The sequence below is a fragment of the Rhodopirellula bahusiensis genome, from assembly GCF_002727185.1.
GTDB lineage: Bacteria > Planctomycetota > Planctomycetia > Pirellulales > Pirellulaceae > Rhodopirellula > Rhodopirellula bahusiensis.
This window is the reverse complement of record NZ_NIZW01000013.1, coordinates 172,805-196,934: the sequence shown is the minus strand read 5'-3', so window position 1 is coordinate 196,934 and position 24,130 is coordinate 172,805. Positions and strand designations below refer to the sequence as shown.

The 24,130-nt window shown below is 55.6% G+C and carries 19 protein-coding genes; 11 read left to right on the top strand and 8 right to left on the bottom strand.

What is annotated here, in order from left to right; genetic code table 11:
- Positions 1 to 119 precede the first annotated feature (119 nt).
- From CEE69_RS17760 to CEE69_RS17745, 4 genes are all read left to right on the top strand, one after another.
- On the top strand, positions 120 to 1,127 hold the full coding sequence (locus CEE69_RS17760; protein ID WP_099261949.1) for an FAD:protein FMN transferase: 1,008 nt from the start codon (positions 120 to 122) through the stop codon (positions 1,125 to 1,127).
- Between the two features lie 83 nt (positions 1,128 to 1,210).
- Positions 1,211 to 1,732: a hypothetical protein gene (locus CEE69_RS17755; protein ID WP_099261948.1), complete on the top strand. Its 522-nt coding sequence runs from the start codon at positions 1,211 to 1,213 to the stop codon at positions 1,730 to 1,732.
- Positions 1,733 to 1,775: 43 nt separating this feature from the next.
- Positions 1,776 to 3,782: a biosynthetic arginine decarboxylase gene (gene speA, locus CEE69_RS17750; RefSeq protein WP_099261986.1), complete on the top strand. Its 2,007-nt coding sequence runs from the start codon at positions 1,776 to 1,778 to the stop codon at positions 3,780 to 3,782.
- A 90-nt stretch (positions 3,783 to 3,872) separates the two neighbouring features.
- Positions 3,873 to 5,441 carry a carbon-nitrogen hydrolase family protein gene (locus tag CEE69_RS17745; protein ID WP_099261947.1) on the top strand — a complete coding sequence of 523 codons (1,569 nt, stop codon included), beginning with the start codon at positions 3,873 to 3,875 and terminating at the stop codon, positions 5,439 to 5,441.
- Between the two features lie 22 nt (positions 5,442 to 5,463).
- Here CEE69_RS17745 and CEE69_RS17740 read toward each other — a convergent pair whose 3' ends face one another.
- The 4 genes from CEE69_RS17740 to CEE69_RS17725 all read right to left on the bottom strand — a co-directional run bounded on the left by CEE69_RS17740 (position 5,464) and on the right by CEE69_RS17725 (position 9,947).
- The gene (locus tag CEE69_RS17740; RefSeq protein WP_199169899.1) at positions 5,464 to 6,177 is read right to left on the bottom strand and encodes a hypothetical protein; all 714 of its coding nucleotides are present in this window, start codon (positions 6,175 to 6,177) and stop codon (positions 5,464 to 5,466) included.
- A 213-nt stretch (positions 6,178 to 6,390) separates the two neighbouring features.
- Positions 6,391 to 7,785: a beta-ketoacyl-[acyl-carrier-protein] synthase family protein gene (locus CEE69_RS17735; protein WP_099261946.1), complete on the bottom strand. Its 1,395-nt coding sequence runs from the start codon at positions 7,783 to 7,785 to the stop codon at positions 6,391 to 6,393.
- Positions 7,786 to 7,872: 87 nt separating this feature from the next.
- Positions 7,873 to 8,292 (bottom strand): OsmC family protein, encoded by a 420-nt coding sequence (locus tag CEE69_RS17730; RefSeq protein WP_099261945.1) that lies wholly within the window; start codon positions 8,290 to 8,292, stop codon positions 7,873 to 7,875.
- Positions 8,293 to 8,432: 140 nt separating this feature from the next.
- Positions 8,433 to 9,947, bottom strand: a complete 1,515-nt coding sequence (locus CEE69_RS17725; protein ID WP_099261984.1) for an MFS transporter — start codon at positions 9,945 to 9,947, stop codon at positions 8,433 to 8,435.
- Between the two features lie 515 nt (positions 9,948 to 10,462).
- Between CEE69_RS17725 and CEE69_RS17720 the strand changes: the two genes are divergently transcribed.
- Positions 10,463 to 11,425: a sigma-70 family RNA polymerase sigma factor gene (locus tag CEE69_RS17720; RefSeq protein ID WP_390179983.1), complete on the top strand. Its 963-nt coding sequence runs from the start codon at positions 10,463 to 10,465 to the stop codon at positions 11,423 to 11,425.
- Between the two features lie 100 nt (positions 11,426 to 11,525).
- Here the strand turns inward: CEE69_RS17720 and CEE69_RS17715 are convergent, their stop codons facing one another.
- Positions 11,526 to 12,719: an ATP-binding cassette domain-containing protein gene (locus tag CEE69_RS17715; RefSeq protein ID WP_099261983.1), complete on the bottom strand. Its 1,194-nt coding sequence runs from the start codon at positions 12,717 to 12,719 to the stop codon at positions 11,526 to 11,528.
- A gap of 169 nt (positions 12,720 to 12,888) precedes the next feature.
- Here CEE69_RS17715 and CEE69_RS17710 point away from each other — a divergent pair, with 169 nt between their 5' ends.
- Both CEE69_RS17710 and CEE69_RS17705 read left to right on the top strand, forming a co-directional pair.
- Positions 12,889 to 14,091 carry an ABC exporter membrane fusion protein gene (locus tag CEE69_RS17710; RefSeq protein WP_233215348.1) on the top strand — a complete coding sequence of 401 codons (1,203 nt, stop codon included), beginning with the start codon at positions 12,889 to 12,891 and terminating at the stop codon, positions 14,089 to 14,091.
- A 104-nt stretch (positions 14,092 to 14,195) separates the two neighbouring features.
- Positions 14,196 to 15,335, top strand: a complete 1,140-nt coding sequence (locus CEE69_RS17705; protein ID WP_390179982.1) for an FtsX-like permease family protein — start codon at positions 14,196 to 14,198, stop codon at positions 15,333 to 15,335.
- Between the two features lie 49 nt (positions 15,336 to 15,384).
- Here the strand turns inward: CEE69_RS17705 and CEE69_RS17700 are convergent, their stop codons facing one another.
- From CEE69_RS17700 to CEE69_RS17690, 3 genes are all read right to left on the bottom strand, one after another.
- Positions 15,385 to 16,353 (bottom strand): UDP-glucuronic acid decarboxylase family protein, encoded by a 969-nt coding sequence (locus CEE69_RS17700; protein ID WP_099261941.1) that lies wholly within the window; start codon positions 16,351 to 16,353, stop codon positions 15,385 to 15,387.
- Between the two features lie 202 nt (positions 16,354 to 16,555).
- Positions 16,556 to 17,407: a pantoate--beta-alanine ligase gene (gene panC, locus CEE69_RS17695; RefSeq protein WP_099261982.1), complete on the bottom strand. Its 852-nt coding sequence runs from the start codon at positions 17,405 to 17,407 to the stop codon at positions 16,556 to 16,558.
- Between the two features lie 78 nt (positions 17,408 to 17,485).
- Positions 17,486 to 17,905 carry a bifunctional nuclease family protein gene (locus CEE69_RS17690; protein WP_099261940.1) on the bottom strand — a complete coding sequence of 140 codons (420 nt, stop codon included), beginning with the start codon at positions 17,903 to 17,905 and terminating at the stop codon, positions 17,486 to 17,488.
- A gap of 332 nt (positions 17,906 to 18,237) precedes the next feature.
- Here CEE69_RS17690 and CEE69_RS17680 point away from each other — a divergent pair, with 332 nt between their 5' ends.
- From CEE69_RS17680 to CEE69_RS17660, 4 genes are all read left to right on the top strand, one after another.
- A complete protein-coding gene (locus CEE69_RS17680; RefSeq protein ID WP_099261939.1) occupies positions 18,238 to 20,301 on the top strand; it encodes a flagellin N-terminal helical domain-containing protein in 2,064 nt (687 codons plus the stop codon).
- A 576-nt stretch (positions 20,302 to 20,877) separates the two neighbouring features.
- Positions 20,878 to 21,369, top strand: coding sequence for a flagellar export chaperone FliS (locus CEE69_RS17670; protein WP_099261938.1), 492 nt, complete (start codon positions 20,878 to 20,880; stop codon positions 21,367 to 21,369).
- 178 nt (positions 21,370 to 21,547) lie between these two features.
- Entirely contained in the window at positions 21,548 to 22,546 is a 999-nt protein-coding gene (locus CEE69_RS17665; RefSeq protein WP_099261937.1) for an SDR family oxidoreductase, read from the top strand.
- A 104-nt stretch (positions 22,547 to 22,650) separates the two neighbouring features.
- Positions 22,651 to 24,108 carry a sulfatase gene (locus tag CEE69_RS17660; protein WP_099261936.1) on the top strand — a complete coding sequence of 486 codons (1,458 nt, stop codon included), beginning with the start codon at positions 22,651 to 22,653 and terminating at the stop codon, positions 24,106 to 24,108.
- The last annotated feature ends 22 nt before the right edge of the window (positions 24,109 to 24,130 follow it).

Below are 24,130 nucleotides of genomic sequence, written 5' to 3'. Positions count from 1 at the left end.
TTTAACAGTGCAATTGGAGATTGGCCGCCGGCGATCGAGGGGGTTTCGCACGAAGATGGACTTGGCCGTATCATGTGCCGCCGGATGTGGCATGGCCGGGTGTTTGAAACGCCGAATTCTTGTGGGACTTGAAGTTGTTGGAATTGAAGCATCGTGCGATGGCGTGCGAATTTGTGGTGTTGGTGCCGGATGAGCATCAGCGGGTTGGAACCCGGTCGGTTGCGGATGTCGTTCTGCGACAGATGGAAGCGATTGAGGAAATCGAGAACGCGCTGACGGTCTACCGAGGCGATAGTGAGATCGCTCGTGTCAACGCGTCGGCGTTCGAGCAACCCGTTCATCTGAAGCCAGCAACGTTCGATCTCTTGGCCAAAGCAACTTCGCTGGCGGAGCAAACCCGAGGTGCCTTCGATATCACTGCGGGGCCTCTCGTGGAGACTTGGGGATTTACCAAGCGGGAAGGTCGCAAACCCAAACCGGATGAGATCACTTCCGCTCGTAAACGGGTCGGATGGAAGCATCTGATTTTGGATGCCGAAAATCGCACAGTTCGTTTCGCTGTCGATGGCATGTCGCTCAACTTGGGTGCCATTGGCAAGGGAAACGCGATCGATGTCTTGGCTGCCGCGTTGAGGGCGGAAGGCATGCGGGATTTCCTCATTCACGCGGGCCACAGCAGCGTGTTGGCGGCAGGTGATCAACAACCGGCGGATGATCCTGAAGTAGCGGAGGTCGAAGTCGACGCAGAACGCCCAAAAGGATGGCTGGTCGGCGTGTCCCATCCCACGCGTCCAGGCCGACGGCTCGGAGGACTTTGGCTGCGAGATGAGGCTCTGTCGACCAGCGGCAGCGGCAAGCAGTTTTTTCATCACCAAGGCAAGCGTTATGGTCACGTCATCGATCCCAGGACGGGCTACCCAGCCGGCCAATGGTTGTCTCTGACGCTGACGACGACTCATGCGGTGGAAGCGGATGCCTTGTCGACCGCTTTGTTTGTGATGGGAAACGACGACGCGAAAGCGTATGCTGCCGAGCACGGCATTGGACTGATTTTGGTCAGCGCCGGCGAACGCCAGGAGGAAGTTGTGATTGACAAGTCAGGACCCTTGAACTGGCACAACTCATAAGCGGATTGGCTCGCTCTGGATTGAGATCAGATCCGTACAGCCGATTCGCTCTCACCTTTGCATTGTTCACCCGACACGTTTTCATGTCCGAATCATCCACCAGCCCAACTCCGCCGTCCGCATCCGTTTCGGAATCGGATCCGGAGGTCCACGAACCACCGCGCTCAATCGCGCCGACGCCTCAGCTTTCCACTAGGGGGCTGTTCCTCGCTCTGGCGACGGTTTGCTTCGTTCCGTTGTTTGGGCTCAGTCTTTACGCGGTGATCTTTGGAAAGGCCAGCGAACACGAATTGCCGGTCGAGATTTTAATCGATCGCCGTCCGCTGCTGACAATCGAAGGCAACTCCAAGTTACTTGATGATGTGGTGGTGGTCACCAACGAAGCTGACTTTGAAATTCCCAATGTCACGATGAACCTGAATGGCCAGTACTTTTTGTACCAGGACAAACCGCTGGCGGTGGGAGAAACGTTGGTGCTTCGTCAGGCTGCGTTTGCGACAAAGAGCAGCCAATTCTGGGTTCCAGGTCGATATCCCATCACAGAAATCACGGTAACTGGGAAGTTGCCCACTGGTGCAAGAGGCGTGAAAGAGGTGCAATTCTGAATCTGACGTTTCAAACGCAAACCTCTTTCACATGGAATTCTGGGTGAGCTCGGTTTTGGATCCCAAATGGACTCGCAGCGACGCGTCCCAAACGTACGACATCGACCGTTGGGGCGGTGGGTACTTTTCGATCTCTGAGAATGGCACGGTGCTCGTTTCGCCGGACCGAGATTCATCCCACAGCATCGACCTGAAGGAGTTGGTGGATCGTTTGGGACAGCGGAATTTGGACTTGCCCATTCTGCTGCGTTTCAATGGGATTCTGCGCGACCGTTTACGCGAGCTGGACCGTTGTTTCAAAAACGCGATTCATGATCACAAGTATCAAAGCCGCTATCGCTGCGTCTTTCCAATCAAAGTCAACCAACAACGCGAAGTGGTCCAGCAGATCGTCAGTGAAGGCGCCCGGTTGGGATTTGGCATCGAAGCGGGAAGCAAGCCGGAATTGGTTGCCGCCGTCGCGATGGGCGATGCCAACGTGCCGGTCGTTTGCAACGGATTCAAAGACGAAGAATTCATTCGGTTGGCATTGCTCGCACAGCGATTGGGCCGAAACGTTCTGCCCGTCGTCGAAAAGGTCAGCGAACTGGATTTGATTCTGGACGTTGCGAAGGACATCGGCGTGCGTCCGACGATCGGCATGCGAGTCAAACTGGCGACTCGCGGAAGTGGCCGCTGGCAAGCGAGCGGTGGGTACCGCAGCAAGTTCGGTCTGACGGTCGCCGAACTATTGGCTCAGTTGGATCGTTTGATCGCGATGGATATGGGCGATTGCCTGCAGTTGCTGCACTTCCATGTCGGCAGCCAAATCGGAAACATTCGTCAGCTCAAATCCGCCATTCTCGAAGCGGCTCGAATCTACGTCGACTTGGTTCGTCGAGGTGCGGGCATGCGTTACCTCGACGTTGGCGGCGGCTTGGGAGTCGACTACGACGGTTCGCGCAGTGACAGCGAATCGAGCATGAACTACACGATGCAGGAATACGCGAACGACGTCGTCTATCACACGCAAACCGTTTGCGACGAAGCCGGCGTACCTCACCCGGAATTGATTTCCGAATCAGGTCGCGCCGTTGCTGCTCACCACAGCGTGTTGGTGATGGAAACATTGGGGGTGACTTCCCAAGGCGTCGCCAACTTGCCCGCATGGGCCAAAGTCGAAGGCGAGCCGGTTTCACCCGATCACGGTGGCATCGAAATGGATTCCGTCGGCGCGATTGAAACCTCCGAAATGGAAGGACCACCTGAGTCCTACGAACAACCTGTTCATGATTTATGGGTTGGCTACGTCAACATGACGCAAGCCAACATGATGGAAACGTTCCACGACGCGCAGGTTTCTCTGGATTTATGCATGAACCTGTTCAGCGGTGGTTACCTGCCTTTGGAACAACGCGTCGCGGCGGAGAATTTGTACTTTGCAATCTGCCATCGCGTACGTGAACTTGCCGAATCGATGAAGGAACGTCCCGACGATCTGAAGCACCTCGACCGGATGTTGTCGGACATCTACTTCGCGAATTTTTCTTTGTTTCAATCGATGCCGGACTCTTGGGCGATCGATCAATTGTTCCCGATCATGCCCATCCACCGTTTGCTTGAAAAACCAACCCGGCACGCCGTGCTGGGCGACATCACTTGCGACAGCGACGGAAAAGTCGACGCTTTCGTTGGTTGTGGCGGGCGTCAACGGACGTTGATGCTTCACCCGCTGAAGTCCGGTGAACCGTATCAGTTGGCTGTCTTCATGGTGGGTGCGTACCAAGAGATCTTGGGTGATCTGCACAACCTGTTTGGTGACACGCACGCCGTGCACGTGGACATCGAAGATGGAGTGACCAAGGTCCGTTCGATCGTCAAAGGCGACACAGTTTCGGAAGTGCTGGGATACGTCCAGTACGAAGATCGCGAACTGATCGAGAACCTGCAAGACTCGATCGAAACCGCGATTGGCAACGGGCACATCGATCATCAGCAAGCCGGCGAAACTGTTGCGGCGTACGAACGCGCGCTCAGTGGCTACACGTATTTGTCGACGCGAACGAAATAGTTCGTGGGTCTGCTGTGGTTCCGTGGCAGGACAATCGCACGGTTCGTTGTTGAGTCGTTTTCTTTTCTTCGGTTCTTTGACTGCGCCTATATGTCGACGCCCACCCCTGATTTTGATGTTTCCAATTTTGAACGCGAGCTGATTCTTCGGAACATGCGCATCGAGGACTACGACTCGATGGTTGTCATGCAAAAGGCTTGCTTCCCGGACATGCAGCCATGGACGAAAGAGCAGGTCGAAAGCCAGCTAGCTCACTTCCCCGAAGGCCAAATCGTCATCGAGTGTGACGGCAAGCTCGTCGCGAGCAGTAGCAGTCTGCTACTGGATTACGATGACGACCTCGAGTGGCATGACTACAAAAAGATCGCCGACAGTGGATTCATTCGGAACCATCAACCAACCGGCGACACGCTGTACGGCATCGAGATCATGGTGCATTCCGATCTTCGTGGGATGCGTTTGTCTCGACGGCTCTACGATGCTCGCAAAGAGCTGTGTCGTTCGCGAAACATCGAGCAAATGATCGTTGGCGGCCGCATACCGGGCTATCACCTGCATGCGGAAGAAATGAAGGCGTCCGAGTACATCGACCGCGTGATCGACAAAACGTTCTTCGATCCAGTTTTGACCGCGCAAATCGCCAACGGTTTTTCGTTGCAGGGTTTGATTCCGAACTATTTGCCGACGGACTTGCAGAGTTGCGGTTACGCGACCTTCTTGGAATGGCGAAACCTGGACTATGTCTCGGCTGGAAAACGTCGCTTTCGCAGAACCGTGCGTCCAGTCCGAATTGGCTCGGTTCAGTATCAAATGCGAGCGGTCAAGGACTTCGAAGAGTTCGCTCAGCAGGCACAGTATTTCGTCGATGTCGCGGGAGACTACAAATGCGACTTCCTGCTTTTCCCGGAGCTGTTCACCACGCAGTTGCTATCGTTTTTGCCCAATGAACGTCCCGGGCAAGCTGCTAGGACGTTGGCCGAGTACACGCCCCAATACTTGGAATTGTTCAGTCACTTGGCGGTCAAGTTTGACACGAACATCGTTGGTGGCTCGCAATTCGTGGTCGAAGACGAAAAACTTTACAACGTCGCGTTCTTGTTCCATCGAGACGGCAGGATTGACAAGCAATACAAGCTGCACATCACTCCGAGCGAACGCAAATGGTGGGGCGTCGCGGGCGGACCGGGGATCGAAGTGATCCAAACCGACTGCGGACCGGTTTGCATTCAGATCTGCTACGACATCGAGTTCCCCGAACTGTCGCGGCTCGCGGTGGAGAAGGGAGCACAGTTGTTCTTCGTACCGTTCAACACCGACAATCGCCACGGCTACATGCGCGTTCGGACTTGCGCCGCGGCTCGCTGCGTTGAGAATCATGTCTACGTTGCGATCGCCGGTTGCACCGGCAACCTGCCGTTCTGCGAGAACGCGGACATCCATTACGCTCAATCGGCCGTGCTAACGCCACTCGACGTGACGTTCGCACGGGAAGGAATTGGAGCGGAAGCAAACCCGAACATCGAGACCGTCGTGATCTACGACGTTGATCTCGAGTTGCTTCGTCGGCACCGTGAACAGGGCAGCGTCCAAAATTGGAATGATCGCCGATTGGACCTGTACAACGTCACCGAAGCGCCAAACACTCCGGCTCAGAATTAGAGCGAGCGGAGCGTTGCAAGTTCTAGTAGAGCAATAGCTCGAAACCAGCTTTCAGCACGACCGCGTCGTCCAAGCCCATGTTGGCACCATCCCAGGTTGCATAGTCGCTGAGGTAATCAATCCCCAGAATTGTGCGACCGGGAATGCCACAGACCGTGATGTCGTGTTTGACGTCAACACCGAACGTCGTCGTGAACGTGTTGATTGAACCCGTTGTCACTCCATCGTTGCCGACGTACTGACCGTCCAAGTCATACAGACCCAAACGCAGATCAACCCAAACCGGACGGCGTCCAAAGACAGTTTCCCATCCGGCGACGATGACCGCACCGCGATAAGAGTTGTCCAACTCGTCGTCGCTGATTTCTTGCTTCCATTCCATTTGGCTGTAGCCGGTACCGGCCGACAGATCGTGAACACCAAACGTCCACGTGTCGCGAATGATCGCGTCGAAGCCGTACATTTCCGTGTTTTCAGAAACGGCGTAAGTGACGTTCCCTTCGACGCTGGTGCGATAGCCGTCGAAGCGATGGTGACCACGAATGTCCGTCAGGAAACCAACGGAGTCGCCCGAGTCGCCTTTGTAGTCAGGAAGCAGTGGAGCCCAAATCGCTTTGCGACTGGTCAGCTCGGTGCCTTCGACCGCTTGGGCAGAACTTGCGGACCAAGTGACTGCTGCAAAGCCGAGCAGGGCCACCGCGATACGCAGAATGGAATTGAAACGTGTCATTGTCATCGCGTCGCTCAGCTAGGCATTGGGAGGATGCACGGGGCGAACAGGCCATGGCTTGTTCAGGTCACGCGTGAACCGCCTCACGCGTCTGTCTGAGTTGACTTCGGCAGCGACCAGATGGACTCGACCAGAAAGTTGGTCGTTTGGTCTCAAGTCCCAATCAGAAGCAGTCGCATGACACGTTTGTCGAAATCACAACGACCGATACACTTTTTCTCAAGTCGCGGAAACGATGACGGCCGTCGCGGATCCGTGAGAGGTATGCGACAACGCGATGACGTTCGGTTTCGCAAGCGGTGTGGATGTCGGAACAACCTTTAGCGTGTCGGGACAGTCCGATGCGTGCGAAACCGGCGGAGCGGTGCCCCGTTGTGCGGCGACCACAGCAGCGGTCAGCCCCATCATTCCGGTTGCCGCGCCGGTGTGACCCAACAACCCAATCGGTAGAGTCACCGGCACACCCGGCAAAGCTTTCTCAATCGCTTTGGCTTCTTGAGCGTCAATGATTGGATCGCCCATTCCGTGTCCGACAACCAGCCCGATGTCGCCAGCGGTCAGTCCTGCATCAGACAAAGCGGCTTGGATGGCAGCGTCGATCGCGGCGGCTGAGCCACGTCCCGCGTTCTCCTCGGAAGAACTGGTGAACTGGCCTTCCGCAAATGCGGCCGATGGAATGAACCGTGAAGCCATCCCGAGAACTTTCGCGATTGGTTTTCGATTTCCGGCGGAGGCAGACTCGGCTGTTTCCAGTATCACGCAAGCCGCGCCCTCGCCTCGCACGATTCCCTTGGCGTCTTTTGCATGCGGTCGGCTGCTGCGTTCGACTGGATCCGACGCGTCGGTCAGCGGTTGATCCTCGGTGAACATGGTTCGCGTGGTGTTCATCCGCGATCCGGCTGCTGCAGCGACCATGATGTCCGCGATTCCGCGACGCAGGTAGCCACAGGATTCCAGCACCGCGTTCGGGCCGGAAACATCGCCCACGGTCAACGTGTTGTTGGGGCCGTGCGAATTGACCGCAATTCCAACGTGACAGGCGGGCATGTTGGGCAGGTACTTCAGCATCCAAAGCGGAGTGATCGATCGCATGGCCGCGTTGCCAAACTTCGACCGGTCGATCTCACCGGCCTCGGTCATGCAAGCGGCGAAAGCGTCCGCCAATTCTTCGGGGTCGCCGTACAGCATTTCGCTGCCAAACACCGTGCCGATTCGATCCACCGCGATGCGACCAGATTTTTTGGCTTGATCGGTTGGTTCCGCTGGCAGCAGGGACGTCAAACCAGCGTCTTCGATCGCCATCTGCGACGCCGCGAACGACGTTTGAATTTCGCGGCACATGACCTTCAACGCTTTTCGTGGTTTGACGAACAGCTTGGGGTCGAAATCCGTGATCGGTGCACCAATCTGAATCTGGCTTTGTTGCTCCGTGTCGCCCGATTGACCTTCGACAAACTTGTAGCGTGCCGTCGCATTGCGGTCGCCCACGGTGGAGTCGACCAATTCAATGACACCGCTGTCCGCGTTCAGCAGAGACTGAGTGAAGGCTTCCCGCCCCAAACCGATTGATGAGACCACGCCGACGCCGGTGATCACGATGTCACTGCGGTTCATGAAAGAAATCGGTCAAAACAAGAGAAACGGGACAAGCGGGTGGCAGCAGTATGATCCGAGCGATGAAGTGAAACCAGACCGTGCCTGTCAATCTAGGTCGACAAAGTCGATTGGTGCATCAATGTCGGGATGCAAACTTTGATGAACGGGGCACTTCCGCGCCGCGGCGATCAGTCGATCTCGCATTTCAGGTTGCATTTCCAACCCTGAAGGAAACGTGACCTGAGTTTTGAGGCTGGCGATCCGCCGAACAGGGGTGCTCGCCATTTCCTTTTCGACGCGAATGGTGGTCCCACTCAAGTCCAGCTCGTGTCGATCAGCAACCAATCCCATGATTGTCATCACGCACGTACCCAGTGCGGTGGCAACCAGGTCAGACGGTGAGAACGCGGCGCCACGTCCGCCGTTGTCAGTGGGCGCGTCAGTGACCAGTTTGTTTCCGCTTGGCCCATGGGTCGCTTCGCAGTGAAGTTGACCTTGGTAAACCGCTGTGATTTCAACTGACATACGTCGCTTTCAAATGAAAAGGGCAATCGCGGACAATCGTTCGAGCTGATTGTCCAACAAAAAACGCGGACGGAACCAATGTTCCGCCCGCGAGTTTGGTGATTGTCAATCAGTTGATCAACCGGTCGATCATTTGACGATCAGGCTGGAGCCTCCGCTTCTAGTTCGGAGACCAATTCTTCATTGTCGTGCTTCGGAGCCTTGAAGCCGACCAACAAAATTAGATAAAGCACAGCCATCGTACACGGCACCAAAGCGGTCACGCGTAGAGCCATTCGGCTACCGTAGAGAGTCGCAACTGAAACAGGCTCGCGGTCAACCTCGGCAAAACCACTGTTGGCTTCCCACCAAGTGTATTGTTTTCGGAGTTCCTCGTACTTCGGATCTTGCCAATCTTCACCAGCCAGTTCTCGATCAGCGTCAATCGCCTTTCCTCCATCCTGGATCATCTTGGACTTGGCTCCGTCCAACCCAGTGATAGCGGGGAAGACCAAGAATTGGTTCTCGTTGGGAGCTTTGACACGCTCGAATGTTTCAGGAGCTGCTTCTTGAAGTTGTTGTGATGCGTAAAAGTCCTGTTTGTAGCCAATGCCAGGACCGCCCAGCAGACCTGCTGACAACATCCCAACACAGCCCATGATCGCCATGCCGACAGTAGCACTGTTGGGATAACGTTCGCCCAACACTCCCAACATGGTTGGCCAAAGAAATGTCTTGCCGATGGCATACACCGATGCGGCCAAGAACATGAAGCCAACATTTGTACCGATGCTGATCAAATACAGTCCGCAGGCACCGATAACCGCGCTCACGAGCAACAACCCGAGCGATGAAATCCGGTGAACGATGGGACCAGCGAAGAAGCGAAGGATCGTCATCAACAGCGATGTGTAGATGAAGAGCGTCGTTCCGGTGCTTTCGCTGTTGAGGATACTGCCGGTGATCTTGTTGATCCAACTGTCTGTTCCCAGTTCAACGTAACCGACGCATGCGTGAGCGATCAGAAGGATTAGGAAGAAAGGGCCGATCAGTCGGCCGATCATACCGCCGTAAGAGATGTCCCCACCCTGAGCGGCTGTCTTGGGGAATGGTTCCGTGAGAACGATGAACCCATAGACCAAAACAGGGATCAAGAACGTTGCCATTAGGATTTCCCAAGCGACCGTTCCTGACGCGAAGACGATCAATCCGCCCAGAACCAACCCGGCAGGCCAACCGGCGTGCAAGATGTTGAGGTAGTGCGTCTTTTCTTTGGGGAAGAGGGTTGCTGTAAGCGGATTAATTACCGCCTCGCAAATTCCGTTTCCAACCGCGAAAATGAACATCGACCAATACAAAATTGCATAGACCGCATCCTTTCCACTCGCGTTAAAAACAGGAGTTGCAGCGAACAACATGGCCGCCGAAACAACATGGCAGACAAGTGCTGCCATCAACAATTTCTTGTAGCCGATGACGTCGATCAAGAAGCCAGCGAACAAGATCACAACGCCAAAACCAACCAGACCACCGCCGGTGATCTGACCAAGTTCCGTCATGGTGAATCCGTATTGACCGGCCCATATCCCCAACAATCCGCCGCGAACTCCGAACCCTATTCCCGCGGCAATGAGAGTCAAAATTCCAGCAACGAGTAGTTTCTTGCGATTGTCCATCGGCATCTCTTGGGGATTATGTAGGGGTGGCTAAACGGCTGTTGACGCCAGGATTGCGGCAGTATAGTTGCATTTCGATTCGCGAGGAATCGGTCTTGAGCGGTAGATTTTCGCAACGCTGCAACTCTGCCTCGGCTCAGCGATCAGAATCGTTTCCACTGACCCAACTTATCTGGATGAGGCCCGGTTGCGGTCCATCACAGGCTCCTTCTGCGGACGCTCACCAGCTATCGAACGAACAAATGCGCCCTCATTCAGCCAGCGTTTTGCCTAGTCCGACAGACCGTTTCGATCGACACAGACGGAACGTTTTAACAAGTGGTGTTTTTTGTGGCTGGAATTGGTCGAAACCATTTGTGATCAACTCCCGACCGATCTCTCCCAGCGTCGTTGTTGGCATCACTCATTGAATGACGATCCCGTCGTTTGACTCCGCGTGTCCCGTTCTTTGGCTCCTCCCAATTGCCAACGAACAGCTTAAGCACGTGTCGGATCAAACGGAGGCTTTCGCGGTGATGCATCGACTCCTGATTTGTCGGAACCACCTCCCTTTCCCGACCGGATCGCCACCGATGACTTTTTCCGAATCTCTCGAGCAGGACGAACTCTCCCTGCTGAAGAAGAGTCGACGCAAAACGCCGACACGACGAAGTGAAGCTGCTCAATCGCCGCTGGAAACCTACCTTCGCGAAATCAACGAAACGCCGTTGCTGTCCGCCGACGAAGAACTCGAACTCGCGGCCCGCATCGCTCAAGGTGATGTGATGGCTCGCGACCAAATGGTTCGGGCGAATCTGCGATTGGTCGTCAACATTTCTCGTGGCTACACGGGCAAAGGGCTCGGGCTTCAGGATTTGATCGAAGAGGGCAACCTGGGATTGTTGCGAGCGGTCGAAGGTTTCGACCCGATTCATGGAACTCGTTTCAGCACCTATGCGAGTTACTGGATCAAGCAGTCGATCAAACGAGCGTTGATCAACTCCGCCAAGACCATCCGCATTCCCGCGTACATGGTCGAGTTGCTGAGCAAATGGCGTCGAGCGACCGCGCGGCTGAACGAAGAACTGGGCCGCACGCCAACCAACGAAGAAGTCGCTCGCGTGTTGGGTCTGCCCAAGAAGAAGTTGCCGATCATTCGCAAGGCGATCAAGATCAACAACTCGACGCCACAAAGCGATCAAACCGAAGCGGGTTGGTCACTCGGCGACATGGTGCAAGACGAACGGTTGAAGGCACCCGACGAGGAAATGCTGGACCACGACATCCTCAAACACGCGATGAGCCTGCTCGGTGATTTGGAAGAACGTGAATCGACGGTTTTGAAACTGCGTTTTGGATTGGGCGGTGTCGAGCCGATGACGCTGAAAGAAATCGGTGCGGAACTCGGATTGACTCGGGAACGTGTTCGTCAAATCGAAACCGAAGCCCTGCGTCGATTGGCCGATGGATTGACCGATCCTCGTGAACGTGGCTTCTGATCGGCGACGGTTGGCATCGGTCGACTGATCGAACGGAGACGGATCAGTCGGCATGGCTCGGAAGCGTTCGAGAGTTCGAAACGGCTTCACTTACACCAGATCACTCTGCAAAGAGCGAGCTGCGCACTTCTTCGTCGATGGATTTGCGTTGACTCATGACGTCCGAAAAGGTGGGGGCGTCGAGGCTGTAAGTGACCGTTTCCGTGGTGGCGTCCACGTGAGCGTTGCGAGGTTCTCCGGTCAGCAAAGCGGTTTCGCCGAAGTAGGCTCCTTCGCCCAACTGGGCCACCTCACGAAATTCGCCGCCACCGGGCTGGGTGGGCTGTTTGATCGAAACATTGCCCTCGCGAATCAGGTAGAAACGATCGCCAACATCGCCATAAGTCACAATTCGATCGCCAGGACCATGCTCCGTCCGCGTCATGCTGCGTGACAATTCGGTTAAAGTGCTAATCGCGACGCCGGAGAACACGCTGCACTGAGACAACATCTCGCCGAGCACGGCAGCTTCGTTCAGATTGGTGTCGCGAGCAATTTTACCGAAGTCCATCTTCACGATTCGATCGGCGACATCCAAGATCCGGTTGTCGTGCGTCACGATCACGATTGCCACGCCTCGTTCGCGGGCCTCTCGCTGAAACAGCGTCACGACGGCACGCCCCGATTCTTCATCGAGTGCAGCGGTCGGTTCGTCAGCCAACAAAATATCTGGCTGGTGAACGAGGCCTCGTGCGACCGCGACCCGTTGTTTCTGTCCGCCCGACAATCCGCTGGGTTTGTATTGAATGCGGTCTCCAAGTCCCACTTCGGTCAACATTTTCGCACACCGCTCGTTTTCTTCGCGGCGAGACGAGCGGTTGGGTTGCAGTTCCAGAGCCATGCGAACGTTTTGCATGGCCGTCAGCGAACCGAACAGGTTGTGGGCTTGGAAGATGAAGCCCAACCTTTTTCGAAGCGATCCGATGTTGGTCTGAGACAAATTGTGCAGCGGTTGCCCCAGCACGTTCAATTGGCCCTCTTGAACACGACGCAAAGTGCCGATCAACGTCAATAAAGTAGTTTTGCCAGAGCCGGATTGCCCGGTCATGATGACAATTTCGCCGGGTTGAACCTGCAAGTGATTGTCGTGAAGCACCTGTTTTCGCGCATCACCGGTCCCGTAATAGTGATTCACGCCTCGAACATCGATCGCGGCGGAGCCATCCAAGGCGATCTCGGGCGTGATCCCGCGCGAAGCGGATGGCCGAGCACCGTTTTGGCCGAGACGATTGTCGTTTCGAAAAGGTAATTTCACGCGAATTTTCAGGACATTTTGCGTGCCAGACCCTTCGATCACGATGGCCCGGCGGAGCGGAAAAACGTTACCTTAGCAACTTGTCCCGAATTCGTGTCACCTCGTTTTGCAGTTGTTCGTCGTGCCCCAAGCCAAGCAGCCGATCTCCGCCGGGTCGATCCAACGAGGCATGATCCGATTGCCCCTCACGCTCGCGATCGGATTTTTGGCGATCGGTTCGGGATGCGATTGGCGATCGGCGACGCGTCCACCTGAATCGGCCGATCCGTCCCAACCAACTCAGACGGTGGCCCTGCAACGAGTCATGGCGCTCGGAACGTTGGAACCTCGCGGCGGAATTTTGGCGGTCATGGCCGCACCCGGTGATCGAGTTGCCAAGATCTATGTCGAACCCGGGGAGGAGGTGACGCCGGGCACCGTGTTGATGGATTTGGAAAGCCTCCCGGCACGCCAGCTTGAGCTGAATATCGCTCAGACGAAACTCGATGAAGCGAGACGACGCATCGCAGCCGAACGAGCCGCCGGCGAAGCGAAACTGCAGGTCGCACGTTCGTCGTTGAAACAAGCCGAGTCGAAATTGTCGGACGCTCAAAAGCGATTCAAAGATTCCAAGGCTGACGGCGGCGAATTGAACTTGTTGAAACAAGCCGCGGATTTGGGGCAGCGTCGGCTGCGGCAATTGGAGTCCGCTTCGCGAGATCCCTCCCGACAACGTTTAGTGTCAGAGAATGCTCTCGATACAGAAGCGTTGAAGGTCAGCGAGTCACAAGCTCGATACGAATCCGCCTTGCGTGATGCTCAAGAAGCCATCGACGAAGGACGCTTCGCAGTCGATTCAGCGGAACAAGAGATTCGAGCGACGGAATTGACGCTGATCGCAGCTGAACAGTCCGCGTCCTTGGATTCACTGAAGCAACAAATCGAGCTATTGAAATTCAACGTAGCAACGTCACGATTGGTCGCACCGACCAAGGGTCGCGTCCTTCGAGTGGATGCAACAATCGGTACAGCGACTGGCGTGTCCGCTTTGATGCATATGGCAGACACTTCGCAAATGGTTTGTGTTGCGGAAGTGAACGTCGCAGATCTTTCGCGAGTCGAAACTGGTCAGACTGTCACGATCACATCACCAGCCCTTCGCGATCCGCTGCGAGGCAAGGTCCAACGCATTCAGTCGCTGATCGCCGCTCCGACGCTTGCCAGTCCTTATCCGATGGCGGCGGTCGATCGATACTCGGCCGATGTGGTGATCGCGATTGATTCAGAAGATTCAAACGATGCGAGTCGTCTGATCGAGTTGCAGGTGGACGTCGAGATCAAAGCCGGCAGTTCAAAAGAGTCAACCAAAGTGGCTACGGCAGCGAAGCCGTGACGAAGACCACCTCGGCAGAGAAACCGATTGCCAAGTCGGCCAACCAGCCTCGCAAACGCCGCAGCGTGGTCCGAACTTCGCTGGCGTGGTCGAACCTGAGCCACATGTGGGTTCGAACCGTGGTTTCCATTTGCGGGATCGGGTTCGCAATCCTGTTGATGTTCATGCAGTTGGGTTTTTTGGGCAGCGTTGGTGACACCGCCACCGTTTTGCTGGATCGGATGCCATGCGATGTGCTGGTCCGATCGCCTGACTATTTACACGTCTACGACGCATCCAAGATCCGCAACGATCTGCGTCCCTGGCTGAACTCCATCGATGAAGTGGACCAGGCCGTGCCATTGGACATTGGAGTGACCCAGTGGACCAATCCAACCAACCAAGACCCGCGTGCAATCGCGGTGATGGGAATCGACTTGAATGCTCCCGCGTTTGAGTTGCCCGAGCTGACTCGTGAAATGCGACGAAAGTTGTTGGTCGAGGGCGCCGTCCTGGTCGACGATGCGACCAAGACTGACTTTGGTCCAAAGAACGGCGTGAAGTTTGGCCCGGACGACGTTGGGACTGTCGCAAGCGTGTTTGGAACGCCGGCGAAAATTGTTGGTACGTTCGAAATGGGAACCGGATTGGCCGCCAACGGCGCGCTGCTGTGCTCCCGCGAAACGTTTCGAAAACTGGTTCCCGGCAGCAGCGACGACCAGGTGTCTTTGCTACTGATTCGGTTGACGCAGGGTGTCAGCGTCGATCGCGGTCGCAAAATGGTCGCGGGACGATTGGATGCGTTGGCTGGACCAGCCTCCCATGCGTCTGCTTTGACGATCGAAGATGCCAAGAGTGCGGAAGTTTGGCGTTGGTACACCCAAACACCCATCGGCATGATTTTCGCCATGGGCGTTGCTCTTGCCGTCGTTGTCGGTGGGGTGATCAGTTACATGATCCTCGCATCCGACGTGCAGGCTCACTTGAGTGAGTATGCAACCTTGAAAGCGATGGGTTACGGAACGGGCTTCTTGATCAAGACGTTGCTAACCCAATCCACCCTGCTTGCGACGATCGCGTTCCCACCCTCTGTGCTGGCCGCGTTGATCCTCTATGCGGTCACATCTGCGTTGGCGGGAGTCCCCATCCGCATGACGCTTACGTGGTTGGTTTTGGTCGCCGTGCTATCTCTGCTGATGTGCAATGCCGCAGGCCTGATCGCGATTCGAAAGCTGATCCGGGCCGAACCCGCGAATTTGTTCTAGCTCGGTATCTAGCTGAGCGAAGCTGACGTTTCATTGACTTCGGTAGTGCTCAGCTGAAGTTTGGCGTCGGCGGGCGATAGTCACTCAAGTCAATTGTTTTGAACCAATCGATCGTGTGCCGCAGGCCTTCTTCCAACTCAATCTTCGGCTCCCAATCCAGCTTCTCTTTCGCAAGCGAAATGTCAGGGCGACGGCGCGTTGGGTCGTCAGCTGGCAAAGGAGCCTCGATGAGTTTGCTGCTCGATCCGGTCAGCTCGATCGTTTTCTCAGCGAGTTGACGGATCGTGAACTCGTGGGGATTCCCAATGTTAACCGGGCCCGTGAAACCGTCGCAGTTCATCATTCGGATGATGACTTCGACCAAGTCATCTCGGTAGCAGAACGATCGTGTTTGCGAGCCGTCACCAAAGATGGTGATGTCGTCACCCGCCAAAGCTTGGCGAATGAAGTTCGCGACCACGCGTCCATCGAACGGATGCATGCGAGGTCCGTACGTGTTGAAGATCCGAACGATCCGGACGTCCACGTTGTTGCTGCGGTGATAATCCATGAACAACGTCTCGGCAACGCGTTTGCCTTCGTCGTAACAAGCTCGAATGCCAATCGGATTGACGCTGCCGCGGTAAGATTCCGTTTGTGGATGCTGTTCCGGATCGCCGTACACTTCACTGGTGCTGGCCTGCAAAATTCTGGCGCCGCAACGTTTGGCGATCCCCAGCATGTTGATCGACCCCATCACACTGGTCTTGATCGTCTTGATAGGATTGAATTGATAGTGCCCAGGAGCCGCGGGACACGCCATGTTGTAAATCTGGTCCACTTCCAAATGAATGGGCAGGGTGATGTCATGCCGGATCAGTTCGAAGTTGGGCTTGTCCAGTAAATGAACAACATTGGACTTTTGGCTGGTGAAAAAGTTGTCCAGACAAATGACGTCATGCCCGTCGCTGACCAAACGCTCACAAAGATGCGAGCCCAGGAATCCCGCACCACCCGTTACCAAAATACGTTGAATCATCGATTGAGCCGTTCGCAGAAAACCGTCGCGCGGTTGGGAGCCATTTAAAACATGAAGTTCCCAATTCTACCCGCCTGCTTTGCGTCAACTCGTTGATTGCCACCAGAAATTCGTGTCCGCGGCGCAGTGCCGAGACAAGCATTCGGAAGTTGAGTGTTACGCGGATTGAGGGATCTCGCAAAGGCGTTTGAATTTCCGTTGCTCAGTCAACATACAATTCACGATTGTCGATCAGCCGGGTTGCTCCGACTCGAGCTGCCACGAGGGCGACCACGTTCTTTGAAATCGCTGAAACCGGTGCCAGGGTTTCTCGATCGACGACAACGGCGTAGTCCACGCTGTCGCAATCCCCAAGATGATCGACAAGGATCGACTCGAGGTGCTGTGAATCACGATTGCCTTCCGCAAAGGCTCGTTCAACTTGGGCCAGCGATCGAGAGATGCACAAAGCTCGCTGGCGTTCGTCGTCCGACAGATAGCGATTGCGACTGCTCATCGCCAACCCATCCGATTCGCGAATGATTTCACAGGGAACGACTTCGGTTGCCAGATTCAAATCGCGAACCATGTGCTCGATCACACAAAGTTGTTGAAAGTCCTTGCGGCCGAAGAAGGCTCGGTCCGACGGCACAGCTTGGAACAACTTCATCACAACGGTAGCGACGCCGACAAAGTGATCGGGACGATGCAGTCCCTCCAGAGGCAAGGCAACCGCGGAAGGCTGGACCGACGTGGACTTTTGCTCTGGTCCGCCGGGGTACATCTCTTTGGTGTTCGGCAGGAAGACAGCGTCGACACCCGCGTCTCGCAGCATCGCGAGGTCGTCTTCGAGGGGCCGCGGATATTGATCGAGGTCTTCGCCCGCAGCGAATTGAGTGGGGTTCACAAAGATGGTCGTGACACAGCGATCACATGAACTCGTTGCAGCCTGAACGAGAGAAAGATGGCCTTCGTGCAAGGCACCCATCGTCGGCACCAACCCGATCGTGTCGCCGCTACGCGTCTGCTGGCGGCACCACGCTCGCATGGCATCGATGGATGAAAATGTTTCCAACAGTGATCCTTCGTCAGGTTCCAAGTGAAGCGGTCGAAGCAGCACGAAGCAGTGTTCGACAGGTCGACGTTTCCGCGTTCAATCTTCGTCGGTTCCGGTCGCACCGCTGAGGACCTCTTCGGAAACAAAGATTGGAAGCGGCGGATCGAACGTCACCGCAACCGCGATCGCATCGCTCGGACGTGCGTCGACTTCGATCAGCTCACCGCTGCTTGTTCGCAGATGCAGTTGTGCGAAATAGGTGTGTTCAGACAGATCGCTAATCACGACTTGCTCAATGGTCGCGTCAAGTGACTCAGCGACGTTCACAATCAGATCGTGGGTCAACGGGCGAGGTGGAACGTAATCGTTTTTGACCCTTCGATCGATGTTCGTCGCTTCGAAGATTCCGATCATGATCGGGAATTGGCGCGTTCCGTCGACTTCCTTGAGATAAATGACTTGGTTATCGGTCAGCTCGGAAATGATGATCCGAGCGAGCTGCATTTGGACGGTCATGAAAAAGTTCGCCAAAAGGTTCCAGAATTCACTCGGATCAATGGACGCGAGTGGGCCGAGTTTTCAGCCTCGGCTCCTGCATGATATCGCAGCGTCAGGTTGCCTTCCATGATGAGCCTCGCGGATTGTTCCGGTTGTTCCGGATGCGGCCCAAGCAATTCTTCGGGGCACATGGAATTTGGGGTTGCACCCGCCGCATGTGTCAAATTTGCGGTCCATGGTTGAGGTGGACGCAAAGCCAAGTGTTTTTCGCCCAGGGTCTCTCCGATGCTTCGGCACCAAAGCGGTTGACCCCTTCTACTCAACATCAACCCATCTTTGGGAAAAATAACATGACTCGGATCAACACCAACGTTTCGTCTTTGGTCGCACAGAACCGCCTCCAAAGCAGCAACAATGACTTGCAAGAATCTCTGACTCGATTGAGCACTGGTCTCCGGATCAATACCGGTAGTGACGACCCCGCCGGCTTGCTGGCCAGCGAAGCTCTCCGGGGCGAAATCACCGGTTTGACCAAATCGATCAGCAACACGCAGCGTGCCAGCCAAATCATCAGCACCGCTGACAGTGCACTGGGTCAGGTCAGCAACCTGCTGAACGACGTTCGTGGTTTGGTGGTGGAAGCCGCCAACTCGGGTGCATTGAGCAACGAAGAAATCGCTGCTAACCAGTTGCAGATCGACAGCTCGCTCGAAGCCATCAACCGGATCGCTCAAACAACGACCTTCCAAGGTCGTAAGTTGCTCGACGGTTCGCAAGACTTCGTCAGCACCGCCAGCGGTGTCGGTAGCATCAGCGACATCTCGATCGACCAAGCCAACTTGGGCAAAACCGGTCAGATCGATGTCGAGGTCGTCATTTCATCTGCCGCTGAGCAAGCGGAAGTGACCGCATCGGATTCCGGATTCTCAACAGCCGCTCAAGCATCCACGACTGCGGCCAACACTTTTGGTACCGCATCCCAAGCTATCGGTGGCGAGACCATCGACATCATTGGCCAAGGTCTCAAAGACATCGTCATCGTGGACGACAAGTTCGCCTCCAACACGGGTGAAGCCGCGTTTGATGCCGAAACCGGCACGCTTACCATCACAGGTAACTTCACCGGTGACGCTCTTAACACTGGACCACCCGCCGAAGTCGCCGCTGACGTCGATGCACAAGACGTTCAAACAGCAATTGCCGCATTGGATGGGTTCACCGCCAGCGGTGCGACCGCAGCTGGCACGCCAGCCGCAGCAACCGCGGCTACCGTGACCGCTGACCAAACTGGTTTGACAGTTACGGCGACTGCTGAAGGTGCTGAGTACAACAACGTGACGGTTCAATTCGCTTCCGGAGCAGCCACTGCAGCTGACTATGACAGCGAACAAAAGATCTTGACTGTTACCTTGGAAGAAGGAGCTGAAATTTCGGCAGCTGACCTGGAAACGTTGATCAACGGTGCAACCGTTGACGGCGAAGCTCCAGCTGAAGCAGCTTTCGAAGCATCCGCACTGGCTGACTCTGAATTCAATGGCTCGACCGCAATTGAATCGGCTTCAACCGGAAACACCGGTGGTGAAGTTTTGAATGCGGATCTCGTCTTCCAGCTGAGCGGATCAGGTGGAGCAGAAACGTTCAACTTCGGAGCGGGAACCAGCAAAGACCAAATCGCAGCTGCTGTGAACTTGGTGAGCGACAGCACCGGTGTGACCGCCGACGCAACCACCGGACTGAGCTTCAGCTCATCGGACTACGGTAGCGCTGCTTTGGTCGACATCGACGTCATCAGCGAAGGTGACGGTGGAACGTTCAAGGGCAACCTGGACAACACTCGTTCGATCGGTAACGACATCGTCGCCACTGTGAACGGTGTCGAGGCCAATGGATCAGGCAACGGTCTTTCGATCAACACCAGCTCGCTTGACTTGAACTTGACTGTAGACGACGGCAGCAGCACGAACTTCAGCTTCAGCATCACCGGTGGTGGAGCAACGTTCCAACTGGGCCCAGACGTGACGAGCACCCAACAAGCTAGCTTGGGCATCGGCAGCGTCTCGACCGGTCAATTGGGCGGTGCATCAGGTCGTTTGTACGAACTGGGCAGTGGCCAATCCAAGAGCCTGACCAACGACGTTGAAGGTGCCGCCAAGGTCATCGACGAAGTCATCGGCAAAGTGGTTGGACTGCGTGGTCGTTTGGGATCGTTCCAAAGCACGACGCTGGAAAGCAACTTGGTTTCACTCAACGAAACGAAGGCCAACTTGCAAGAAGCTGAAAGCTCGATCCGTGACGCTGACTTCGCACAAGAGTCGGCCAACCTGACTCGTGCACAGATCCTGGTTCAATCCGGTACCAACGTGCTGTCGCTGGCCAACCAAAACCCACGAAACGTTCTGTCGCTGTTGGGTTAATCCAAACTCAGATCGAACCGGCGTTCCTGATCGCCGCTTGATGCGACAATGAATATCGAAAAGCAGTTGTGAGCCCCGGCTTGCAGCTGCTTTTCTTCGTTTGGTCAGAATGCAAAGTGCACCGAACCTTCGACGGTTTTTGCTCACAGTCATTGTCCGCTCGGATTATGCGGCCGCGGCGATGAGAAACTGCACCGATCAGGGGCTATTTTCCGGGCCCCACCCCTTTGCGTCGCGCATCTTAACCTAGGTGAACTTCGGCATCACGCTTTTGTCGATGGGCAGGTGTTCACCTCGATCCTGCATTCAATCCAACTGAATTGCCCTCGGTCAAAACAAACCGCAATCAATACAGCGGCTTCTTTCGATGAAGATTTGAATTCCGCACGTCGATACAACTATGCGCTGCATGCCGGACAACGTCCTGTGTGCCCGTTTCCAATTCCCGCATCCGGAAACCAGATGTACAACACGGCTGATTCTTTTGTTCGTCCACCGATGACCTTCGTTGGGGACGACGCTTCATCGAATAACAGCGATTCCGAAGCCACTCGCAACGACGCCTCAGCCGTTTCGTTGCCTCGCCCCGGCGAACCAGGCAGCCTCAGTGAGGGAATGAACAACTTCGGCCGCCGAAGTGGGGATGCGTATCTCGAATCGATGGTTCAAACGGCCTCGCCCGCTCGGTTGCGCCTGATGTTGATCGAACGAGCCGTTGAGGTTTCTCGGCACTTGGCCAACCACTGGAATTCACAGCCCGGCAAACGCGGAACAAACGAGTATTCGCTCAAACTGTTGGAACTGTTGTCGGAATTGCTGTCGGGCGTCACAGACGACTCCGTCGAGGTTTGTCGCACCGTGGCCGATCTCTACGTGTTCTTGTGCCAGCACTTGATCGCCGCGGAAGGAAATGGCGACTCAACGATGATCGATGAGATCCGGTTGGTCCTCGAAACCGAAGCCGAAACTTGGCGTATGGTCTGCGCTCGCGAAGGCGACAAGACCAGCTCCAACAAACGAGTCTCGGAGGTCCTTTCGGATGGCGCCGGGTTGAACCTGCAAGGATAGATCGCGACCATTCCCTGCAAGCTTCGCGAGAAAGTTCTCGAAAAGTTTGCGACATCGAGGTCTCAATCGTCGAGCGTCAGAACCGTGGCGATCGCGAAGACAAATTGACTCGAGGAACGAGCCAATTCTTTTTAGGCTGGATGCCGCTTCGCCACCCAGTGCATCCGATCAGAATCCTATGTCATCCTCGCTCGATTCCGCCATCGCTCAGCTCGCCGGTACTCGTTGCTTGGTCACCGGTGCCGCGGGATTCATTGGCTCTCAGATGGTCGAGCGTTTGCTTGATGCAGGGGCAAACGTGGTCGCCCTGGACAATCTCAGCACCGGCTTCCTGCACAACCTGACGCCGTTCTTGGAAGGTCCGCACCAAGATCGACTGACGTTCGTCGAAGGTGACGCGGCTGATCGAGACTGCGTACAAAAATCAGTCGAAGGCGTGGACCATATTTTTCACTTTGCGGCAATGGCGAGTGTTCCACGAAGCATGCGAGAACCAGGCCTTTGTCACGATTGGACCACGACCAGCACTGTTGAATTGTTGGCCGCGGGATCGGCGGCGGGTGTGAAACGGTTTGTGCTTTCGTCGACGAGTGCTGTTTACGGCAACTCGCCCTACGTTGCCAAACGCGAAGACGATATGCCGGCACCCTTGTCGCCCTACGCCGCAGCAAAACTTTCGTCGGAAAACTATTGCCAAGTCTTCCAACGTGAGTTCCCGATCGAAACGGTCATCCTTCGGTATTTCAACGTTTTCGGTCCACGACAAGACCCGCAGAGTGAATACAGCGCGGTGATCCCGCGATTCGTTTCGATGATCCTCAGCGGCGAACGTCCGATCATCTATGGCGACGGGCAACAGTCACGCGACTTTGTCTTCGTACGAGACGTTGCGAACGCAAACATGCTGGCCGCCACTGTCGCCGATGCTGCTGGCGGTGTCTTCAACGTTGGGCGAGGACAGCGCACGACATTGCTGGAGTTGTTGGAGACGCTGCGTGATCTTCTCGAGGGCGACATTCAACCAATTCACGAACCCCCGCGTGCCGGTGACGTGCGAGATTCGCTAGCTGACACGAATCAGATCCGCTCGCGTCTCGGCTTTGAGCCGACCGTCGATATGTCTGAAGGTCTGCGTCAAAGCATCGAATACTACCGAGGCATCTGCTCGACGGTTTGATTCTGTCTCTGGTATCAAGCACGCTGCACCGATGCATCTCTGAGCGTCCCGGCCTACAATCGCGGCTCGTGTCGTTGTTTGTTTGAATCGCCGAGGAATCACCCATGCGTCATTGGATGCTGTTGACCATCCTGTTTGCTCTTTGCAAGCCGGTTGCCGCGGAAGAACCGATGAACGTGCTGTTCATCATCTCTGATGATCTGACATCGACGGCGCTGTCGTGTTACGGAAACGAAGTCTGCCAGACCCCCAATATCGACGCGTTGGCGGCCGATGGCATGCGGTTCACGCAAGCCTACTGCCAAGCGACCTATTGCGGGCCCTCAAGAGCGTCGTTCCTGTCGGGGTACTACCCGCACGCAACGGGCGTTCTGGGATACAAAAGCCCGCGACCGCAAATCGGTGACCGGCAAACATGGCCGCAGTCGTTCAAGGACGAAGGCTACTACACGGCTCGCGTCAGCAAGATCTATCACATGGGGGTGCCGGGCGGAATTGAATCCGGTGGCGATGGCCGCGACCACGATGGCGGCAACGGAGCGGACGACGCACTCTCATGGAACGAACGATTCAACAGTCCCGGCCCGGAGTGGAAAGCCAAAGGAACCGGCGAAACACTCGAAGGCAATCCGAATGGCTTACGTCCCGTCGTCGGAGGCAACACATTCGTTGCGGTGGAAGCCGATGGAGACGACGAGGTCCACTCTGATGGCAAAACCTCCGCCAAAGCTGCTGAGTTGCTTCTCGCGAAACGCAATCGGCCCTTTTGGCTGGGCATCGGTTTCGTTCGACCTCACGTGCCGTTTGTTTCACCGGCGAACTACTTCGAGCCCTTCAAACCATTCAGCAAGCTCGAATTACCGGAACGAATCGATGGCGACTGGGACGACATCCCAAAGCCCGGCATCAACTACAAAACCAGCGTGAACATGAAGATGGATTCACGTCGACAGCGCAAAGCAATCGGTGGCTACTACGCATCCGTCGCCTTCATGGACTCGCAGGTTGGCAAAGTCATGACCGCGTTGCGAGAATCCGGACAAGACGAAAATACAATCGTGGTCTTCACCAGCGATCACGGGTATCACCTGGGCGAACATGACTTTTGGGCCAAGGTTTCCTTGCGGGACGAGTCATCCCAAGTTCCCCTGATCATCAAGGTTCCTGGCAAAGCCCCCGGCGTTTGCGACAGCCTGGTTGAGATGCTGGATCTGTATCCAACAATCGGAAATCTATGCGACGTCCCCGTGCCCGAACACGTTCAGGGCAAAGACATCTCCAAAATGCTTGACGACCCAACTCACACGGTTCGCGAATACGCTTTCAGCGTCGCGCCGATGAGGAAAGGGTTCCTCATCCGAACGGATCGATGGGCCTACATCCAGTACAAAGAGGACGCGTCCGGAGGCATCGAACTGTTTGACATGGAAACGGACCCGAAGCAATTCACCAACTTGGCGACTTCACCGGACCATCAAGACGTCGTCGCTCAGATGAAGCAACGGTTGACGGCAAAACTCACCGAGGTGCGTTCCAACGAACTGGCCACTTCGTCGAACTAGTTGATATCGCGAAGCGACGTGT

Excerpts from the sequence above, each read along its gene's own strand:
- CEE69_RS17755 (WP_099261948.1), top strand. The coding sequence starts at position 1,211 with ATGTCCGAATCATCCACCAGCCCAACTCCGCCGTCCGCATCCGTTTCG.
- CEE69_RS17745 (WP_099261947.1), top strand. The coding sequence starts at position 3,873 with ATGTCGACGCCCACCCCTGATTTTGATGTTTCCAATTTTGAACGCGAG.
- CEE69_RS17740 (WP_199169899.1), bottom strand. The coding sequence starts at position 6,177 with ATGACAATGACACGTTTCAATTCCATTCTGCGTATCGCGGTGGCCCTG.
- CEE69_RS17735 (WP_099261946.1), bottom strand. The coding sequence starts at position 7,785 with ATGAACCGCAGTGACATCGTGATCACCGGCGTCGGCGTGGTCTCATCA.
- CEE69_RS17730 (WP_099261945.1), bottom strand. The coding sequence starts at position 8,292 with ATGTCAGTTGAAATCACAGCGGTTTACCAAGGTCAACTTCACTGCGAA.
- CEE69_RS17725 (WP_099261984.1), bottom strand. The coding sequence starts at position 9,947 with ATGGACAATCGCAAGAAACTACTCGTTGCTGGAATTTTGACTCTCATT.
- CEE69_RS17720 (WP_390179983.1), top strand. The coding sequence starts at position 10,463 with ATGCATCGACTCCTGATTTGTCGGAACCACCTCCCTTTCCCGACCGGA.
- CEE69_RS17710 (WP_233215348.1), top strand. The coding sequence starts at position 12,889 with ATGATCCGATTGCCCCTCACGCTCGCGATCGGATTTTTGGCGATCGGT.
- CEE69_RS17705 (WP_390179982.1), top strand. The coding sequence starts at position 14,196 with ATGTGGGTTCGAACCGTGGTTTCCATTTGCGGGATCGGGTTCGCAATC.
- CEE69_RS17700 (WP_099261941.1), bottom strand. The coding sequence starts at position 16,353 with ATGATTCAACGTATTTTGGTAACGGGTGGTGCGGGATTCCTGGGCTCG.
- CEE69_RS17690 (WP_099261940.1), bottom strand. The coding sequence starts at position 17,905 with ATGACCGTCCAAATGCAGCTCGCTCGGATCATCATTTCCGAGCTGACC.
- CEE69_RS17680 (WP_099261939.1), top strand. The coding sequence starts at position 18,238 with ATGACTCGGATCAACACCAACGTTTCGTCTTTGGTCGCACAGAACCGC.
- CEE69_RS17665 (WP_099261937.1), top strand. The coding sequence starts at position 21,548 with ATGTCATCCTCGCTCGATTCCGCCATCGCTCAGCTCGCCGGTACTCGT.
- CEE69_RS17660 (WP_099261936.1), top strand. The coding sequence starts at position 22,651 with ATGCGTCATTGGATGCTGTTGACCATCCTGTTTGCTCTTTGCAAGCCG.